Source organism: Janthinobacterium sp. C22 (genome assembly GCF_057919405.1).
On the sequence record NZ_CP193659.1, the window covers coordinates 3,942,191 to 3,959,288 of the forward strand.

Below are 17,098 nucleotides of genomic sequence, written 5' to 3' on the forward strand. Positions count from 1 at the left end.
CGACGATGAGCAGCAAGGACAGCGGCAAGCAGGAACCCACGATCCTGGGCGTGGCCGAGGCCGGCGTGCCCTATGGTGCGGATGGTCCGGAGGTGGCCGCTGGCGCGGATGGCGCGCAGGCGGCCCGCTCGCCCCAGTACCGGCCCCTGAACCTGGCCCGGCTGGCCGAGCAGGGCATGCTCACGCACGATGGCGGGCGCAGTTCGGTGGCCGAGGATTTCCGCATCATCAAGCGCCCGCTGCTGCGCCAGGCACGCGCCAGCGGCGCCGAGGCCATCCGCCACGGCAACCTGATCGTCGTCACCAGCGCCATGCCCGGCGAAGGCAAGACGTATTGCGCCGTCAACCTGGCCATGAGCATCGCCATGGAAATGGATATCACGGTGCTGCTGGTCGATGCCGACGTGGCGCGCCCGTCCGTGCTGAAAGTGCTGGGCCTGCCGCCCGAGCCGGGGCTGATGGACGTGCTGCTCGACCCGCAGCTGGCGATGGCGGACGTGATCCTGAAAACCAACGTGGCCAACCTGAGCATCCTGCCCGCCGGGCGCAGCAACAAGCATGCGACGGAACTGCTGGCCAGCCGGGCCATGAGCCGCTTGCTGGCCGAGATCGCCAGCCGCTACGCCGACCGCGTCGTCGTCTTCGACTCGCCGCCCCTCTTGATCACCAGCGAAGCGCACGCGCTGGTGGGACAGATGGGGCAAGTGGTGATGGTGGTCGAGGCGGAAACGACGACCCAGCACGCCGTCAAGGAAGCGCTGCGCCAGATCGACTCGTGCGAGCACATCCATTTAATCTACAACAAGACCAGATCATTCCCCGGCAACGACTACTACGGCTATGGCCATTACGACTAGCTGCCGCACGCCGCTGGCGCTGCCGCTGCTGCCGTTCCTGTCCCTGCTGCTGCCCGCGCCGGCCGGCGCCGTCGACTGGCTGGTGAAACCGTCGCTGCGCCTGCGCGAAAGCTATACGGACAATGCCTTGCGCGCGCCGCCCGGCCAGGCGCAATCGGACTTCATCACGGAAATCGCGCCCGCCATCGCCCTCATCGGCACGGGCCCCGCCTGCGCGTGCACCTCGACTACAGCTGGCACAAATACCTGTCGGGACAGCGTGCCGATACAGACAACCACCAGCTGCACGCCTCGGCCGACGCCGAGCTGGTGAAGGACTGGTTCTTCATCGATGCCGATGCCAGCGTGAACCGGCGCAACATCTCGCCGTTCGGCCCCCAATTGATCGACGACCTGCCCGACACGGACAATGCCAGCACCGTGCGCACCACCGGCATCAGTCCGTATTTGCGCCACCGCTTCCGCGGCCTGGCCACGGCCGAGCTGCGCTACACGCGCAACACGGTCGACAGCGGCGGCGACTTGTTGTCCGTGCACAGCGATGAAATGGAATTGCTGCTCAGCGGCGAGCCGCGCGCCGGCGGCTGGACCTGGAACGCCAGCCACGACGTGCGCCGCACGCAGGACAGCAAGCTGGCGCCCGTGCGCATGCAGCGCAGCAGCGTGGGCCTGCGCTATCCGTTCAGCAGCAAATGGGCGGCCACGGCCAGCGGCGGCCTGGAAAAGGAAGGCTATATCTCTACCAGCGGCAAGGCGCCCGAGGGGCGCTTCTGGTCGCTGGGCGGCGTGTGGACGCCATCGCCGCGCACCAGCGTGGCCTTCAGCACGGGCAAGCGCTTCTTTGGCACCACCTACAGCCTGGATGCCAACTTCCTGCAGCGCCATACCAACTGGCAACTGAGCTACAGCGAAAACATCACCACCATGCCGACGCAATTTTCTCGCCTGGGAAACCGCGACGCGGCCCAGTTGCTCGATCAGTTATGGCGCGGCATCTTTCCCAACACGCGCGACCGGCGCCTGCGCATCGATGCCTTCCTGCGCTACGCCAACAGCCTGGGGCCGGAACGGGGCGCCATCAATTACTTCAGCCACCGCTATTTCCTGCAAAAACAGCTGAAGCTGACGATGGCGCGCGCCACGGCGAAAAGCACGATGATCGCCGGCATCACGGTTGTCGACCGCACGGCGCAGACGGCCAGCGGCATCGACAGCGGCTTGCTGCCCGGCGTGGAATTCGGCAGCGAAGACCGCACGCGCCAGATCGGCGGCAACCTGGGCTGGAGCTGGCAAGCCAGTGCGCGCACCAGCGTGAATCTCAATGGCGGCTACGCCAGCGTGCGCTCGCTGAGCGTACCCCGGCGCGACAACAACATCACCATGACGGCCGGCTACAACCGCATCCTGCAGCCGGACATGACGGCCAGCATCGAGCTGCGCCACACGCGCCACGCCAGCAACCGGGGCGGCGATTACCGCGAGAACGGCGTCAGCGCCACGCTCATCATGCAATTCTAAGGAGGCCGCAATGTCCGACCCCTCTCTTGCGTCCGCCGCGCCGGCGCACCTGCTGTGCGTGGTGGCCGCGCGCCCCAACCTGATGAAGATGGCGCCCATCCTGGCCGCCCTGGCCCGCCAGGCGCCGGCCGTGCGCGTGACCTTGCTGCATACGGGTCAGCATTACGACACGGCCATGAATGGGCAGTTGTTTACGGACCTGGACCTGCGCCCGCCCGACATCGCCCTCGACGTCGGCTCGGGCAACCACGCGCAGCAGACGGCCGAGATCATGCGCCGCTTCGACGCCGTGCTCGACGCCCATCCGCCGCTGGCGCCCGATGCCGTGCTGGTGGTGGGCGACGTCAATTCCACCTTGGCTTGCGCGCTGGTGGCGGCCAAGCGGGACATCCCCGTGATCCACGTCGAGGCGGGCCTGCGCAGCGGCGACCGGCGCATGCCCGAGGAAATCAACCGCGTGCTGACGGATCAATTATCGAGCCTGCTGCTCACCAGCGAGGCAGGCGCGCGCGCCAACCTGTTGCGCGAAGGCATCGCTCCCGAACGCATCCATTTCACGGGCAACGTCATGATCGACAGCCTGCGGCGGCAGCTGCCGCGCGCCGTCAAGCCGGCCGCCACCCTGCGCGCGCACGGCCACGCCTGCCCGCCCGCGTATGGCCTGCTCACCCTGCACCGGCCGTCGAACGTGGATGACCCGGCGCAGCTCGCCGCGCTGCTGCAGGCGCTGGGGCAGCTGTCGCGACAGCTGCCGCTGCTGTTCCCCATCCATCCCCGTACCCTGGCCGGCCTGCGCCTGGCGGGCCTGGAACCCGTGCTGGCGCGGCATGCCATCATCCGCCTGCCGCCGCTGGGCTACCTGGAAATGCTGGGCCTGATGCAAGAGGCGCACCTGGTGCTGACGGATTCGGGCGGCATCCAGGAAGAAAGCACGGCCCTGGGCGTGCCCTGCCTGACCCTGCGCGCCAACACGGAGCGGCCCGTCACCGTGAGCGACGGCACGAACACGCTGGCCGGCACGGAGCCGGCCGCCATTCTGGCGCTGGCGCGCGCCATCCTCGACACGGGCGGCAAGCGGGGCCGCATACCGCCCCTGTGGGATGGCCACGCGGCCACGCGCATCGCCGCCATCGTCGCGCCCTGGCTGGCGGCGCGCCGGGGCACGCCATGACGGCGCCGGCGCTGCCGCCGGCGCTGAAGAATGCGCTCACCATCGACGTGGAAGACTATTTCCGGTATCCGCCTTCGCGCCGCACATCGCCCGCGCCGACTGGCCCCGCCTGGAATGCCGGGTCGAGGCGAATATCGAGCGCATCCTGCTGCTGCTGGAGAGCCGGCGCATCCACGCCACCTTTTTTACGCTGGGCTGGATCGCCGAACGCTATCCGGCCATGCTGCGCCGCGTGGCCGCCGCCGGGCACGAGGTGGCCAGCCACGGCTATGCCCACCTGCGCGCCAACGAGCAGCCGGCCGCGCAGTTCGCCGACGACGTGCGCCGCAGCAAGGCCATCCTCGAACAATTGACGGGGCTGGCCGTGCGCGGCTACCGGGCGCCCAGCTTTTCCATCGGCGCGGCCAATCTGTGGGCCTTCGACGTGCTGCAGGAAGCGGGCTACCGCTACAGTTCCAGCATCTACCCGATCCGCCACGACCATTACGGCATGCCCGACGCGCCCCGCTTCGCCTGGCGCCCGCGCGGGCCGCACGGCGTGCTGGAACTGCCCGTCAGCACCGTGCGCCTGCGCGGACGCAACCTGCCGGCCGGCGGCGGCGGCTATTTCAGATTGATGCCGTATGCACTGTCGCGCTGGCTTTTGCGACGCATCAATTCGCGCGACGGGCAAGCTGGCATATTCTATTTTCATCCCTGGGAACTCGATCCCGGCCAGCCGCGTCCACTTGGTCTCAGCGCCAGGACGCGCTTTCGCCACTACCTGAACCTGGGGCGCATGGAAGCGCGGCTGGGGCGACTGACGCGCGACTTCGCCTGGGACCGCATGGACCGTATTTTTCTGGAAAGCACATGATGCACGAGGCCAGCCTTCCTCCCGACTACGCGCCGTCCAGCGCCGCCATCGCCGTGCGCTCCCTGCAGGCGCACGAGCATGCACGCTGGGATGCCTTTGTCGATACTTGCCAGCAAGCGACCTTCTTTCACCGGGCGGGCTGGCAAACCATCATGGAGCAAGGTTTCAAGCACGACAGCTATTTCCTGTACGCGGAACAGGACGGGCGCATCGCCGGCGTGCTGCCGCTGGCCCATCTGCGCAGCCGCCTGTTCGGCGCATCGCTCGTCTCGCTGCCGTTCTGCGTCTACGGCGGCATCGCCGGCGGCGGCGCGGCCGTGCGCCAGGCGCTCGACAGCGCCGCGCTGGCGCTGGCGCGGCGCCTCGGCGTGGGCCACCTGGAATACCGCTGGCGCGAAGTGGAGCAAAACGCGTCGGAAAATGCGGACTCTGCCTGGCTGCACAAACCCCTGTACGCGACCTTCCGCCGGCCGTTAAGTCCCGATGCCGAGCAGAATCTGCTGGCCATACCCCGCAAGCAGCGCGCCGTCGTGCGCAAGGCCATGGCGGGCGGCCTGCACAGCGCCATCGACTACGACCTGCGCCATTTCTACCCGATCTATGCGGCCAGCGTGCACCGGCTGGGCACGCCCGTCTTCGCGCAGCGCCATTTTTCCCTGCTGCGCACGGTCTTCGGCGACGCCTGCGACATCCTCACCGTGTACCACGGCCAGCAGGCGCAGGCCAGCGTGCTGCTGTTCTATTTCCGCGATGAAGTATTGCCGTATTACGGTGGCGGCACGCCGCTGGCGCGCAGCACGGGCGCCAACGACTTCATGTATTGGGAAGCGATGCGCCGCGCCTGCGCACGCGGCTACCGCCTGTTCGATTTCGGCCGCAGCAAGCTGGGCACGGGCGCCTTCGACTTCAAGAAGAACTGGGGTTTTAGTGCGCAGCCGCTGCCGTATGCCTGCCAGCTCGTGCGCGCCAGGGCCTTGCCGGAAGTCAATCCCCTGAATCCGAAATACGCGCTGTTCATCCGCGCCTGGCGCCGCCTGCCGCTGCCGCTGGCCAACCTGCTGGGGCCGCACATCGTGCGGCAACTGGGCTAAGCAAGGGGACACACCATGCGCGAACTCCTGTTCCTCGCCCACCGTCTGCCGTATCCGCCCAACAAGGGCGACAAGATACGTTCGTGGCACATGCTGCAATACCTGAGCCGGCATTTCCGCGTGCACCTGGGCTGCTTCATCGACGATGACGACGACTGGCAGCACGCGAAAACCGTGGCCGCCCTGTGCGCCAGCACGCGCTTCATCGGCTTGCGGCGCACTACGGCCCGCTGGCGCGCCATGCAGGCGCTGCTGTCGCGCCAAGCCATGAGCGTGCAGTATTACCGCGATGCGCGGCTGCTGCAATGGGTCGAAGGCGTGATCTCGACCGGCAAGGTGCGCCACGCGCTGGCCTTTTCCGGCCCCATGGCGCAATACATCGACGGCAGCGCGGGCCGTGCCTTGCACCGCGTCATCGATTTCGTCGACGTCGATTCCGACAAGTGGCGCCAGTACGGCGACAGCAAGCCCTGGCCCATGTCGCAGCTGTACCGCCGCGAAGCGCATCTGCTGCTGCAGTACGAGCGCCATATCGCCCAGCAGTTCACGGCCGCCAGCTTCGTCTCGCCGGCCGAAGCGGCCCTGTTCCGCCAGTGCGCCCCGATGGCGCGGCGCAAGACGGGCCATGTCAACAACGGCGTCGACACGGCATATTTCACGCCCATGCCGGCCCAGCCCGGCGTATATCCGCCCGGCGTGCAGGCGCTGGTGTTTACGGGCGCCATGGATTACTGGCCGAACGTCGACGCCGTGCAATGGTTCGTGCGCCACGTCTGGCCCGCCCTGCGGCGCCAGTTTCCCCAGCTGCGGTTCTATATCGTCGGCAGCGCGCCCGTGCCCGCCGTGACGGCGCTGGCCAAGATTCCTGGCGTGGTGGTGACGGGCAAGGTGCCCGACATCCGCCCCTACCTGGCCGGCGCGGCCCTGGCCGTGGCACCGCTGCGCATCGCCCGCGGCGTGCAGAACAAGGTACTGGAAGCGATGGCGATGGGCAAGATCGTGCTGGCCACGCCGCAGGCGCTGGAAGGCATCGCCGCCCAGCCGGGCCTGGAACTGCTGCTGGCGCGCGACGACGCCGAATTCATCCACCATGCGGCGCGCGTGCTGCGCCATGCCCAGGGCGACGCGGCCGAAGGCAGCGGCGCGGCCATCGGCGCGGCGGCGCGCCAGCTGGTCCTGCAGGATTACGACTGGGAACGCAATCTGCGGGGCCTGGGCGCCATGCTGGGACTGCCTGCCGAGGCCGGGACCGATGCGGCTGGCAGCGGCGCCGCCGCGCCTTTGCTGCCGGCGCGGGAGCCCTCCACATGAGCTTGCAGCTCGACAGCGCCACGCGTTTGCCGGACGCGGCCGTCCTGCCGCGGGGCCGGCGCCAGGCCGCCCTGGCGGCCCTGCTGCTGGCCCTGGCCGCCGTCGTGCTGCTGTACCACGCCACCTTCTGGTCGATGGTGGAACTGTGGTCCCGCTCGCAAACGTTCGCGCACGGCTTCCTGATCGTGCCCATCAGCTGCTGGCTGGCCTGGCGCCAGCGGGACCGCCTGGCCGCGCTGGCGCCCCAGCCGTCGCGGCAGGGCTTGCTGCTGCTGGGCGCGCTGGGTCTGGCCTGGCTGCTGGCCGACGCCGCCAACGTGCCCGTGGTGGAACAATATGCGGCCACGGCCATGCTGCCCGCCTGCGTGCTGGCCATCCTCGGCTGGCCGGCCGTGCGCCTGCTGGCCTTTCCGCTCGCGTATCTGTTCCTGGCCGTGCCGTTTGGCGAAGTCTTCCTCGACCCGCTGATCGACTTCACGGCCGCCTTCACCGTCACGGCGCTGCAATGGACGGGCGTGCCCGTGTTTCGCGACGGCAGCAATTTTTCTTTGCCCTCCGGCAACTGGTCGGTGGTGGAGGCGTGCAGCGGCTTGCGTTACCTGATCGCCGCGCTGGCCCTGGGCGCCCTGTTCGCCCACGTCAACTTCCACAGCGCGCGGCGGCGCCTGGCCGTCATGGCCGCCGCCCTGCTCGTGCCCATCCTGGCCAATGGCGTGCGCGCCTACCTGATCGTGATGCTGGGTCACCTGAGCAATATGCGCCTGGCCGTGGGCGTCGACCACCTGATCTATGGCTGGCTGTTCTTCGGCGTGGTGGCGCTGCTGCTGTTCTGGCTGGCCGCGCGCTGGCGCGAACTGCCGCCGGCGCCGATCTTGCCACCCACGTTGCCGCCCCGGCCTGTCGCTGGTGGCGTTGCGGCCAGCCCGCGCGCCGCCGTGCGCGCCAGCATCGCCTGCCTGCTGCTGGCGGCGCTGTGGCCGGCGCTGGCCTTCGCCAGCCAGCACCAGGATGGCATGGCGGCGCCCGCTTCCCCGCCATGCTGGCCTTGCCCGATCCGCCCGCCTGGCGCCGGCTGCACGCTGCGCCACCCGCGTGGCAGGCGCCGTATGCGGGCGCGCCCGCGCGCTTTGCCGCCACGTATGCGCGCCGGGAAGGCGACGGCGCGCCGGTGGGCTTGCAGCTGCACTGGTATGCGCGCCAGGCACGCGATGCCGAACTGCTGACGCACCAGGCCCTGCCCTACGGCCCCCGCTGGATGGCACTGGCGCAGCGCGTGCGGCCCGTCACCCTGGCCGGCGGCCCCATGACCGTGCGCGAAAGCGTGCTGGCGCACGGCGGCGAGCGCCTGCTCGTGTGGCGCCTCTACCGCCAGGGCGGCATCGTCACGGCCAGGCCCGTGCTGGTGAAACTGCTGCTGGCGCAAGCCAAGCTGCTGGGCAGGCGCCAGGATGGCGCCGACATCCTCGTCTTTGCCGCCTACGACGAGCTGGCGCCGCCGCCGCGCGCGCGCCTGCAAGCCTTCCTGCAAGCGGCGCTGCCCGTCATCGAACAACGCCTGCAGGAGCTGCCGCATGGCCCTTGACTTCGATACCGGCGGCACGCGCCAGGCTGCCGCAGGGCCCGGCGGCGCCCCCTGATCGTGCACGTGATCCACCAGCTCGACGTGGGCGGGCTGGAAAACGGCCTGGTCAACCTGATCAACCATTTGCCGCCCGGGCGCTACCGGCACGCCATCGTCTGCCTGAAGAACGCCACCGCGTTTCGCCAGCGCCTGACCACCCCTGGCGTCGACGTGATCAGCCTGGACAAACGCGAAGGCAAGGACTGGCGCCACTACCTGCGCCTGTACCGCGTGCTGAAACAGCTGCGCCCGGCGCTGGTGCACACGCGCAACCTGGGCTGCCTCGAAGCGCAGTTGCTGGCCTGCCTGGCCGGCGTGCGTCTGCGCGTGCATGGCGAACACGGGCGCGACATGAGCGACCTGCACGGCACCCGCCTCAAATACCGGCTGCTGCGCAAATGCATGCTGCCGCTGGTGCAGCACTTCATCGCCGTCAGCGCCGACCTGGGACACTGGCTGGTGGACGCCATCGGCGCGGCACCCGCGCAGGTGTCGCACATCGGCAATGGCGTCGACAGCGTGCAATTCCATCCGCGCCTGGGGCCGCCCGCCGCCGTGGGGCCGCCCGGTTTCCTGTGCAACGGCGCCTTCGTCATCGGCAGCGTGGGCCGCATGGCGGCCGTCAAGGATCACGCCTCGCTGGTGCGGGCCTTCCTGTTGCTGCTGGCCCAGCCGGGCGCCCGCGCGCGCCTGCGCCTGATCATCGTCGGCGACGGGCCGTGCCGCCAGGCTTGCCTGGAGCTGCTGCAGCAGGCCGGCGTGGCCCATCTGGCCTGGCTGCCCGGCGCGCGCGACGACGTGGCGCAGCTGCTGCGCGCCATGGACCTGTTCGTGCTGCCGTCCTTGGCCGAAGGCAGCTCGAACACCATCCTCGAAGCCATGGCGACGGGGCTGCCCGTCGTCGCCACGCAGGTGGGCGGCAATGCGGAACTGGTGCAGTCGGGCTGGAGCGGCACCCTGGTGCCGCCCGGTTCGCCCGAGATGCTGGCCGACGCCATGCTCGACTACTACAGCATGCCGGAACTGGGTCCGCGCCATGGCGCGCGCGGGCGGCGCCAGGTGCTGGCCGAGCACAGCCTGCCCGCCATGGCCGGCGCCTACCTGGCCGTGTACGACCGCCTGACGGGCGCGCGCCAGCCCTCTCCCTGTCCACCACTCCCTGAAAGGCCTCCCATGTGCGGCATCAGCGGCATCTTTGATTTGCAGGGCCAGCGCGACATCGACGTGCTGCTGCTGGCGCGCATGAACCACAGCCTGCGCCACCGGGGGCCGGACGAGGGCGGATTGCACCGCGAGCCGGGCCTGGGCCTGGCGCACCGGCGCCTGTCCGTGATCGATCTGGCCAGCGGCCAGCAGCCGCTGTTCAACGCCGACCGCAGCATCGCCATCGTCTTCAATGGCGAAATCTATAACTATCGCGGCCTGATGGCGGAATTGCGCCAGTTCGGCCACCCCTTCCGCACCAGCAGCGACACGGAAGTCATCGTCCACGCCTGGGAGCAATGGGGCGAACAATGCGTGCAGCGCTTGCGCGGCATGTTCGCCTTCGCCCTGTGGGACCGCCGGCGCCATGTGCTGTTCCTGGCGCGCGACCGCCTGGGCGTCAAACCCCTGTACTACGGCGAGGCGCAGGACGGCACCCTGCTGTTCGGCTCCGAACTCAAAGCCCTGCTCTCGCATCCGGCCATGCCGCGCGAACTCGACCCGCTGGCCGTGGAAGACTATTTCGCCTACGGCTACGTGCCCGAGCCGCGCAGCATCTTCCGGCACGCGCGCAAGCTGCCGCCCGGGCATACCCTCTGCATCCGCGCAGGCCAGCCGCTGCCCGCGCCGCAAGCATACTGGGACATTCCGTTCACGCCGAATCCCCCGCCAGCGAGGCGCAGGCGGCCGACGAACTGCTGGCGCGCCTGCGCGAAGCAGTGCGCATCCGCATGGTGGCCGAAGTCCCGCTGGGGGCATTCCTGTCCGGCGGCGTCGATTCGAGCGCCGTCGTGGCGCTGATGGCGGGCGCCAGCGCCACGCCCGTCAACACCTGCTCCATCTCGTTCGGCGACCCGGCGTACAACGAGGCGCGCTACGCCGACCTGGTGGCGCGCCGCTACGGCACGGCGCACCACGCGCGCCAGGTCGAGCAGGACGACTTCGAGCTGATCGACCTGCTGGCCAAGCTGTACGACGAACCGTTCGCCGACAGTTCCGCCATGCCCACCTACCGCGTGTGCCAGCTGGCGCGTCAGCGGGTCACGGTGGCCCTGTCGGGCGACGGCGGCGATGAAAGCCTGGCCGGCTACCGGCGCTACCGCCTGCACACGCGCGAGGAAAAAGTGCGCAAGGCGATGGACCCGCTGCTGCCGGCCGGCCTGCGCCAGTCGCTGTTCGGCACCCTGGGGCGGCTGTACCCGAAGGCCGACTGGGCACCGCGCTTCCTGCGCGCAAAGACCACCTTCGAGGGCCTGGCGCGCGATACGACGGACGCGTATTTTCACGGCGTCAGCCTGCTCGGTGACGCCATGCGCGCGCGCCTGTTCAGCCCCGAGCTGCGGCGCAGCCTGCACGGCTACCGCGCCGTGGAAGTGCTGCGCCGCCACGCGCTGGCCAGTCCCGCGCAGGATCCGCTGTCGCAGGTGCAGTACCTGGACCTGAAAACCTACCTGCCCGGCGACATCCTCACGAAAGTCGACCGGGCCAGCATGGCGCACGCGCTGGAAGTGCGCTCGCCCCTGCTCGACCATGAACTGGTGGCGTGGATGTCCGGCCTGCCGCCGCAATTCAAGCTGCGGCGCGGTGTCGGCAAGTATCTGCTGAAAAAGCCCTGCGCCCGCTGCTGCCCGACACCCTGCTGTACCGCCAGAAGATGGGCTTTTCCATCCCGCTGGCCGACTGGCTGCGCGGCCCGCTGCGCCAGCGCCTGCAGCAGCGGCTGCTCGGTCCCACCCTGGCGCAGTGCGGCCTGTTCGACATGGATTACGTGCGCCTGCTGCTCGAGCAGCACGCGAGCGGGCGGCGCGACTACAGCGCGCCCCTGTGGGCGCTGCTGATGTTCGAGGCCTTTTTGCGCCAGGTTGCAACGGGGTCAGACCCGTTGGGGGAATATGGCCCAATGGGCCGTATTCCGCTCCCGCAGGGACTGACCACAACATCCGTCCCAGGTTAAACCATGCGCATCCTGCACATCCTCGACCACTCGCTGCCCCTGCACAGCGGCTACACGTTTCGCACCCTGGCCATCCTGCGGCAGCAGCGCGCGCTGGGCTGGCACACCATGCAGCTCACGAGTGCCAAGCAGGGTCCGGCCGACGGCGCGCAGCAGCTGGTCGACGGCTGGCATTTCTACCGCACGGCGCCCGATGCGCGCTGGTGGGCGCGCCTGCCCGTGCTGCGCCAGGTGGCCGTCATCGTCGGCCTGGCCGTGCGCCTGCGCCAGCTGGCGCAACGGCTCAAGCCCGACATCCTGCATGCGCATTCACCCGCCCTGAACGCCGTCGCCGCCCTCAACGCGGGCCGCGCGCTGGGCATCCCCGTCGTGTATGAGGTACGCGCCTTCTGGGAAGACGCGGCCGCCGACCATGGCAGCAGCCGCTCCGGCGGCTTGCGCTACCGGCTCACGCGGGCGCTGGAAACCTATGCGCTGCGCCGCGCAGACGCCGTCACCACGATCTGCGAGGGCTTGCGGCGCGAACTGTGCGCGCGCGGCGTGCCCGCGCATAAGATCACGGTGATCCCGAACGCCGTCGATGCGGGCGCCTTCCATGCCTCCCACAATCCGGCATTGGCCCGCACGCTGGGTTTGGATGGTCATCCTGTTATCGGCTTCATCGGCTCGTTCTATGCCTACGAGGGCCTGGCCCTGCTGCTGCGCGCCATGCCGCGCATGCTGGCGGCGCAGCCGGCATTGCGCCTGCTGCTGGCCGGCGGCGGACCGCAGGACGCGGCGCTGCGCGCGCTGACGGCGCAGCTGGGCATAGAGTACGCCGTGGTCTTCGCGGGCAGGGTGCCGCATGCGCAGGTGGCCAGCTATTATCAGCTGGTCGACATCTGCGTGTATCCGCGCCTGCCGATGCGCCTGACGGAGCTGGTGACGCCCTTGAAACCGCTCGAGGCGATGGCGCAGGGGCGTCTCGTGGTGGCGTCCGACGTGGGCGGCCACCGCGAACTGGTCGAGCATGGCGCGACAGGCATGCTGTTTCGCGCCGGCGACGCCGGGGCGCTGGCGCAAACGGTATTGAACCTGCTGCTGGCCCCGGCCAGCTGGCCGCCGCTGCGGCGCCAGGCGCGCGCCTTCGTCGAGACGGAGCGCAGCTGGGGCGCCAGCGTGGGCCGCTATGCGCCCGTGTATGCGCGCGTGGCGGCGGCACGCATGGCGCCGGGAGCGACGCCATGATCTTCACGGGCCTGCGCATCGCGCTGGTCGGCCCGCTGCCGCCGCCGGCCGGCGGCATGGCGAATCAGACGGCACAGCTGGCGCGGCTGTTGCGCGAGGACGGCGCGCAAGTGCAGCTGCTGGCCGTCAACGGCCCCGTCCTGCCGCCCTGGCTGGCGCGCATCCGCTACCTGCGCGCGGCGCTGCGCCTGCCCGTGCACCTGTGGCGCCTGTGGCGCGCCGCCAATACGGTCGACCTGTTCCACATCATGGCCAATTCCGGCTGGTCCTGGCACCTGCAGGCCGCACCGGCCCTGTGGATCGCCAGCCTGAAAGGCAAGCCCGCCCTGCTCAACTACCGGGGCGGCGAAGCGGCCGCCTTTTTCGCCCGCTCGCCGCGCCTGGTGGCGTTCAGCCTGCGCCGCGCCAGCGCCATCGTCGTGCCGTCGGCCTACCTGGCCGGCGTCTTCGAGCAGCATGGCCATACGGCCCACATCGTGCCGAACGTGGTGGACTTGCAGCGCTTCGCGCCGGCCGCGCCGCGTGCGCCAGGCGATGCCGGCCCGTGCATCCTCGTGGCGCGCCACCTGGAAAGCCTGTACGACAATGCCAGCGCCGTGCGCGCCTTCGCCATCGTGCGCGAGGCTTTTCCCGCGGCGCGCCTGGTGCTGGCCGGCGGCGGGCCGCAGCGCGCGGCGCTGGCGCGCATGGCCAGGTCGCTCGGCGTGAAGGATGCCGTCCGCTTCGCCGGCCCCGTCGACAACGCCGCCATGCCGGCCCTGTACCAGGCCGGCGACATCGTCCTCAACCCCAGCCTGGCCGACAACATGCCCAATTCCGTGCTCGAGGCGCTGGCCTGCGGCGTGCCCGTCGTCAGCACCAACGTGGGCGGCATCCCCGCGCTGCTGCAGGACGGCGTGACGGCCCTGCTGGTGCCGCCCGCAGATCCGGCCGCCATGGCGCAGGCCATCCTGGCGCTGCTGCGCGATCCGCCGCGCGCGCAGGCGCTGGCAAACGCGGGCCTGGCGCATGCGGCCGCCTTCGGCTGGCCCGGCATCGCGCCCAGGCTGGCCGCCCATTACCGCCGCATCCGCGCCGCGCCGCGTCCCGGCGCCTACACGCGCCTCGTCGCCCACTGGCTGTTTCCCCTGCATGAACGGTTCAAGAGCCACCACAGCGTGCGCCTGCTGCGCCGGCTGGAACGCTCGCAGTGGTGGAGCGCAGAACAGCTGCAAGAATGGCAGCTGGCGCGCCTGCGCGCGCTGCTGCGCCACGCGGGCGCGCACGTGCCCTACTACCGCGCCCTGTTCGCCCGCAGCGGTTTCGACCCGGAACAGCTGCGCCAGCTTTCCGACCTGTCGCGCCTGCCGCTGCTGCGCAAACGCGATATTGCCAGCGCGCGCGACAGCTTCAAGTCCGCCCGCGCCGTGGGCTTGCGGCCGTTCGCCACGGGCGGCTCCAGCGGCGAGCCGTTGCAGTTCTTCCTGGGTCGGCGCCGCATCAGCCACGACATCGCCGCCAAGTGGCGCGCCACGCGCTGGTGGGGCGTCGACATCGGCGACCGCGAAGCCGTGCTGTGGGGTTCCCCATCGAGCTGCAGGCGCAGGACCGCCTGCGCCGCCTGCGCGACGCCCTGCTGCGCACCACCCTGCTGCCCGCGTTCGCCATGTCGCCCGCGCGCCTCGATGGCTATGTCAGGCAGCTGCGCCGCCTGCGCCCGCGCATGCTGTTCGGCTACCCGTCCGCCCTGTGCCGCCTCGCCAGCCACGCCGCCGCGCACGACCTGCCGCTCGACGGCCTGGGCGTGAAGGTGGCGTTCGTGACGGCCGAGCGCCTGTACGACGCGCAGCGCGCGCAGATCGCCGGCGCCTTTGGCTGCCCCGTGGCCAACGGCTACGGCGGGCGCGACGCGGGCTTCATCGCCCACGAATGCCCGGATGGCGGCATGCACATCACGGCCGAAGACATCATCGTGGAAATCCTTGATGGCCAGGGCCGGCCGCTGCCCGCCGGGGCCACGGGCGACATTGTCGTCACCCACCTGGCCACGCAGGACTACCCCTTCATCCGCTACGCCACGGGCGACGTGGGCGCGCTGGGTACCGAACCCTGCACCTGCGGCCGCGGCCTGCCCCTGCTGCAGAAAATCGAAGGGCGCAGCACGGATTTCCTCACGGCCGTCGACGGCACCGTCATGCACGGCCTGGCCCTCGTCTACATCGTGCGCGAACTGCCGCAGGTGCGCAGCTTCAAGATCATCCAGGAAAGCCTGCTGCGCACGCGCGTGCTGCTGGTCTGCCTGCCGCGCCTGGACGACGCCACGCGCAGCGCCATCGTCACCGGCTTTCGGGCCAGGCTGGGCGCGCAGGTGGAGGTCATCATCGAGGAAGTCGGGGAAATCGCGGCGGAGGCGTCGGGCAAGTACCGCTATGTGGTGAGCGAGGTGGCTTAACGCCGAAACGCCACCGAATAAGGTTGCTTTGGTTGTCAATATCAGCTTATGGAGTAGAATCTGGTATGGTAACTGGAGGGTGTCATGGCAAAGTTGGAAGTCTCAAAACCGGCAAAAGCGAAGAGCGCGCATCGAATGACAGTGCCTGACGCAAGCAAGGCCCTGGGTGATTCGCTCCGAAAGATCGGCGCAAAAGGCATCGACCTTGGCGAGGGCTACGTATTGGTCAAGATACGACGCCCCAAACAGCTAGCGCATCATGCGCGTGAAAAGGATGCGGCGTATGTACCGCGACAGCTGCCGGGAGTGCCTGTGGTTTCTAGTGCAGATCTCCAGGAATTGATCCAGCGATTCCAGCGCACACATACAATGCAAGCCGGTATCAGCACGATTCCGCCAGAAAACCAGGCATTCCTCGATCAGTTTTCCCGCCAGGAAATGCAAAGATATGCGAGCCTGGAAAAGAAAGGCGAATTGGTCGATTCAAGAACACTGGCCGAGCAAATGGGCGTGACGCGGCAGGCGATCAGCAAGGCCGTGACGGAACAGCGAATGTTTTCCATGGATAGTGTCTCCGGCAAGAAGCTGTACCCTGCCTTCTTCGCCGATCCCACCTTGAACCGTCGCCAGCTCAGCAAAGTGAACAAGGAATTGGGACAGCTGGCTGGGTCCAGCAAGTGGCAATTCTTCACCACTGCGCGGATGTCGCTCAACGGCAGCAGTCCGCTCAATGCTTTACGGAAAGGAAAATTTGCCGACGTCATCGCCGCAGCGACAGCGTTCAGGGAGGCATGATGTGGCCGCGACCAGGCTGAAGCCACCTCCGAAGGTGCTGGCAACGAGCGCGACGCTTCCCGTCGTCGGGTTGCCGGTCCCCAGCCTGTACCGTATCTCGGGACATGCGACTGGCGAACCCTATTTTGGCTCCAGCGGAGGGAACCGGTTTGATGCACCTGGCTGCAAGAAAGGCCATCCCGAATACAGCACTTGCTATCTGGGGCCGAGTTTTGATGTTGCTCTTGCCGAGTCCCTGTTGCACGATGCAGTGCCTGTGAAGGGGGCATTTCCTATCGCCAAATCCGAGATTGATCGCCGGTGGGTACATCAATTCATTGGTAGTTTTCGACTGTTTGACCTGACCGGCCATTTTCTCAAGCAGATGGGCGGACATGCTGGCCTGACCGGCACCTCAAGTTACACGCTGCCGCAACAATGGGCGCTGGCCGTGTATCGCAATCCGCTCCAGGTCGATGGCTTCCTGTATATGTCGCGTCATTTCACCAACGAAAAGGCGGTCGTGGTATTTGATCGCGCCAGGTCTTATCTCACGGCCGTTGATAGACCTGTCCAGCTTATAGCGGCACAGGAAATGCCGGATGCCATGCGATTGTTTAATATCATTGCTGCGTGAGATCGCCAATTATCCGCTAAATCCGCTTGCTGCGTGATGTTGTCCGCCTTGCGTTGATGGTCCATTCGCTAACCGCAGCAGGTCTGAAACGGTAAATATGATCGCGTTCTCTTGAAAGGAGCGCATGTTACAGGCTCACGCTTGTGATGCCTTCTGATTTTCCTCACGCTTTAAACCTATCGACAGCCCTACGCATCCACTACCAACCACAAGGAAAAAATATGAGTCCACATCTGATGTGCTGGTATTTTCCGCTTCCTCAAGTAAGCTGTCCCCCAGCTTTTTCCATACTTCCGACTTTTCTGGCGTAGTAATGGCATCGACCAGGCAGATCACTTTTCTTAATATCTCTGGTGTGGTTTGTGGAATAAGCACTAATGCAACCTCAATTAACTTCTTTAATTTCGTTACATTTCCCACAAATCCTCCATTTTTTTATTGTTAATG

13 protein-coding genes and 4 pseudogenes are annotated in these 17,098 nt (G+C 68.1%); 16 read left to right on the forward strand and 1 reads right to left on the reverse strand.

The window, feature by feature from the left end:
• Window positions 1–5 precede the first annotated feature (5 nt).
• The 16 genes and pseudogenes from ACRHIG_RS18545 to ACRHIG_RS18620 all read left to right on the forward strand — a co-directional run bounded on the left by ACRHIG_RS18545 (window position 6) and on the right by ACRHIG_RS18620 (window position 16,651).
• The gene (locus ACRHIG_RS18545; protein WP_489627420.1) at window positions 6–857 is read left to right on the forward strand and encodes an XrtA-associated tyrosine autokinase; all 852 of its coding nucleotides are present in this window, start codon (window positions 6–8) and stop codon (window positions 855–857) included.
• Entirely contained in the window at window positions 841–1,170 is a 330-nt protein-coding gene (locus ACRHIG_RS18550; RefSeq protein WP_489627421.1) for a hypothetical protein, read from the forward strand. Before ACRHIG_RS18545 ends, ACRHIG_RS18550 begins: the two co-directional genes overlap by 17 nt.
• Entirely contained in the window at window positions 1,074–2,375 is a 1,302-nt protein-coding gene (locus ACRHIG_RS18555) for a TIGR03016 family PEP-CTERM system-associated outer membrane protein (RefSeq protein ID WP_489627422.1), read from the forward strand. The genes ACRHIG_RS18550 and ACRHIG_RS18555 overlap by 97 nt, the downstream gene beginning before the upstream one ends.
• Window positions 2,376–2,385: 10 nt before the next feature.
• Complete coding sequence (wecB, locus tag ACRHIG_RS18560) at window positions 2,386–3,546, forward strand: non-hydrolyzing UDP-N-acetylglucosamine 2-epimerase (RefSeq protein ID WP_489627423.1); 1,161 nt, start codon at window positions 2,386–2,388, stop codon at window positions 3,544–3,546.
• A pseudogene (locus ACRHIG_RS18565) lies at window positions 3,543–4,402 on the forward strand (XrtA system polysaccharide deacetylase). The gene wecB and the pseudogene ACRHIG_RS18565 overlap by 4 nt, the downstream one beginning before the upstream one ends.
• Entirely contained in the window at window positions 4,402–5,493 is a 1,092-nt protein-coding gene (locus ACRHIG_RS18570; RefSeq protein WP_489627424.1) for a FemAB family XrtA/PEP-CTERM system-associated protein, read from the forward strand. The pseudogene ACRHIG_RS18565 and the gene ACRHIG_RS18570 overlap by 1 nt, the downstream one beginning before the upstream one ends.
• 15 nt (window positions 5,494–5,508) lie before the next feature.
• Window positions 5,509–6,804, forward strand: coding sequence for a TIGR03087 family PEP-CTERM/XrtA system glycosyltransferase (locus ACRHIG_RS18575; protein WP_489627425.1), 1,296 nt, complete (start codon window positions 5,509–5,511; stop codon window positions 6,802–6,804).
• A gap of 134 nt (window positions 6,805–6,938) precedes the next feature.
• Window positions 6,939–7,598, forward strand: a pseudogene (gene xrtA / locus ACRHIG_RS18580) (exosortase A); the annotation flags it as partial.
• Between the two features lie 242 nt (window positions 7,599–7,840).
• A complete protein-coding gene (locus ACRHIG_RS18585; protein ID WP_489627426.1) occupies window positions 7,841–8,386 on the forward strand; it encodes an exosortase C-terminal domain/associated protein EpsI in 546 nt (181 codons plus the stop codon).
• Window positions 8,387–8,443: 57 nt separating this feature from the next.
• A pseudogene (locus tag ACRHIG_RS18590) lies at window positions 8,444–9,535 on the forward strand (TIGR03088 family PEP-CTERM/XrtA system glycosyltransferase); the annotation flags it as partial.
• 63 nt (window positions 9,536–9,598) lie between these two features.
• A pseudogene (locus ACRHIG_RS18595) lies at window positions 9,599–11,582 on the forward strand (XrtA/PEP-CTERM system amidotransferase).
• A 3-nt stretch (window positions 11,583–11,585) separates the two neighbouring features.
• Complete coding sequence (locus ACRHIG_RS18600; RefSeq protein ID WP_489627427.1) at window positions 11,586–12,809, forward strand: TIGR04063 family PEP-CTERM/XrtA system glycosyltransferase; 1,224 nt, start codon at window positions 11,586–11,588, stop codon at window positions 12,807–12,809.
• Entirely contained in the window at window positions 12,806–14,596 is a 1,791-nt protein-coding gene (locus ACRHIG_RS18605; protein ID WP_489627428.1) for a glycosyltransferase family 4 protein, read from the forward strand. The genes ACRHIG_RS18600 and ACRHIG_RS18605 overlap by 4 nt, the downstream gene beginning before the upstream one ends.
• A 386-nt stretch (window positions 14,597–14,982) precedes the next feature.
• The gene (locus ACRHIG_RS18610; RefSeq protein WP_489630828.1) at window positions 14,983–15,240 is read left to right on the forward strand and encodes a hypothetical protein; all 258 of its coding nucleotides are present in this window, start codon (window positions 14,983–14,985) and stop codon (window positions 15,238–15,240) included.
• A gap of 84 nt (window positions 15,241–15,324) precedes the next feature.
• Entirely contained in the window at window positions 15,325–16,035 is a 711-nt protein-coding gene (locus ACRHIG_RS18615; RefSeq protein WP_436541948.1) for a hypothetical protein, read from the forward strand.
• Between the two features lies 1 nt (window position 16,036).
• Window positions 16,037–16,651, forward strand: a complete 615-nt coding sequence (locus ACRHIG_RS18620) for an RES family NAD+ phosphorylase (RefSeq protein ID WP_489627429.1) — start codon at window positions 16,037–16,039, stop codon at window positions 16,649–16,651.
• A 135-nt stretch (window positions 16,652–16,786) separates the two neighbouring features.
• On the opposite strand, the gene ACRHIG_RS18625 is transcribed toward ACRHIG_RS18620, so the two are convergent.
• Complete coding sequence (locus ACRHIG_RS18625; protein WP_489627430.1) at window positions 16,787–17,071, reverse strand: hypothetical protein; 285 nt, start codon at window positions 17,069–17,071, stop codon at window positions 16,787–16,789.
• Window positions 17,072–17,098: the final 27 nt, after the last annotated feature.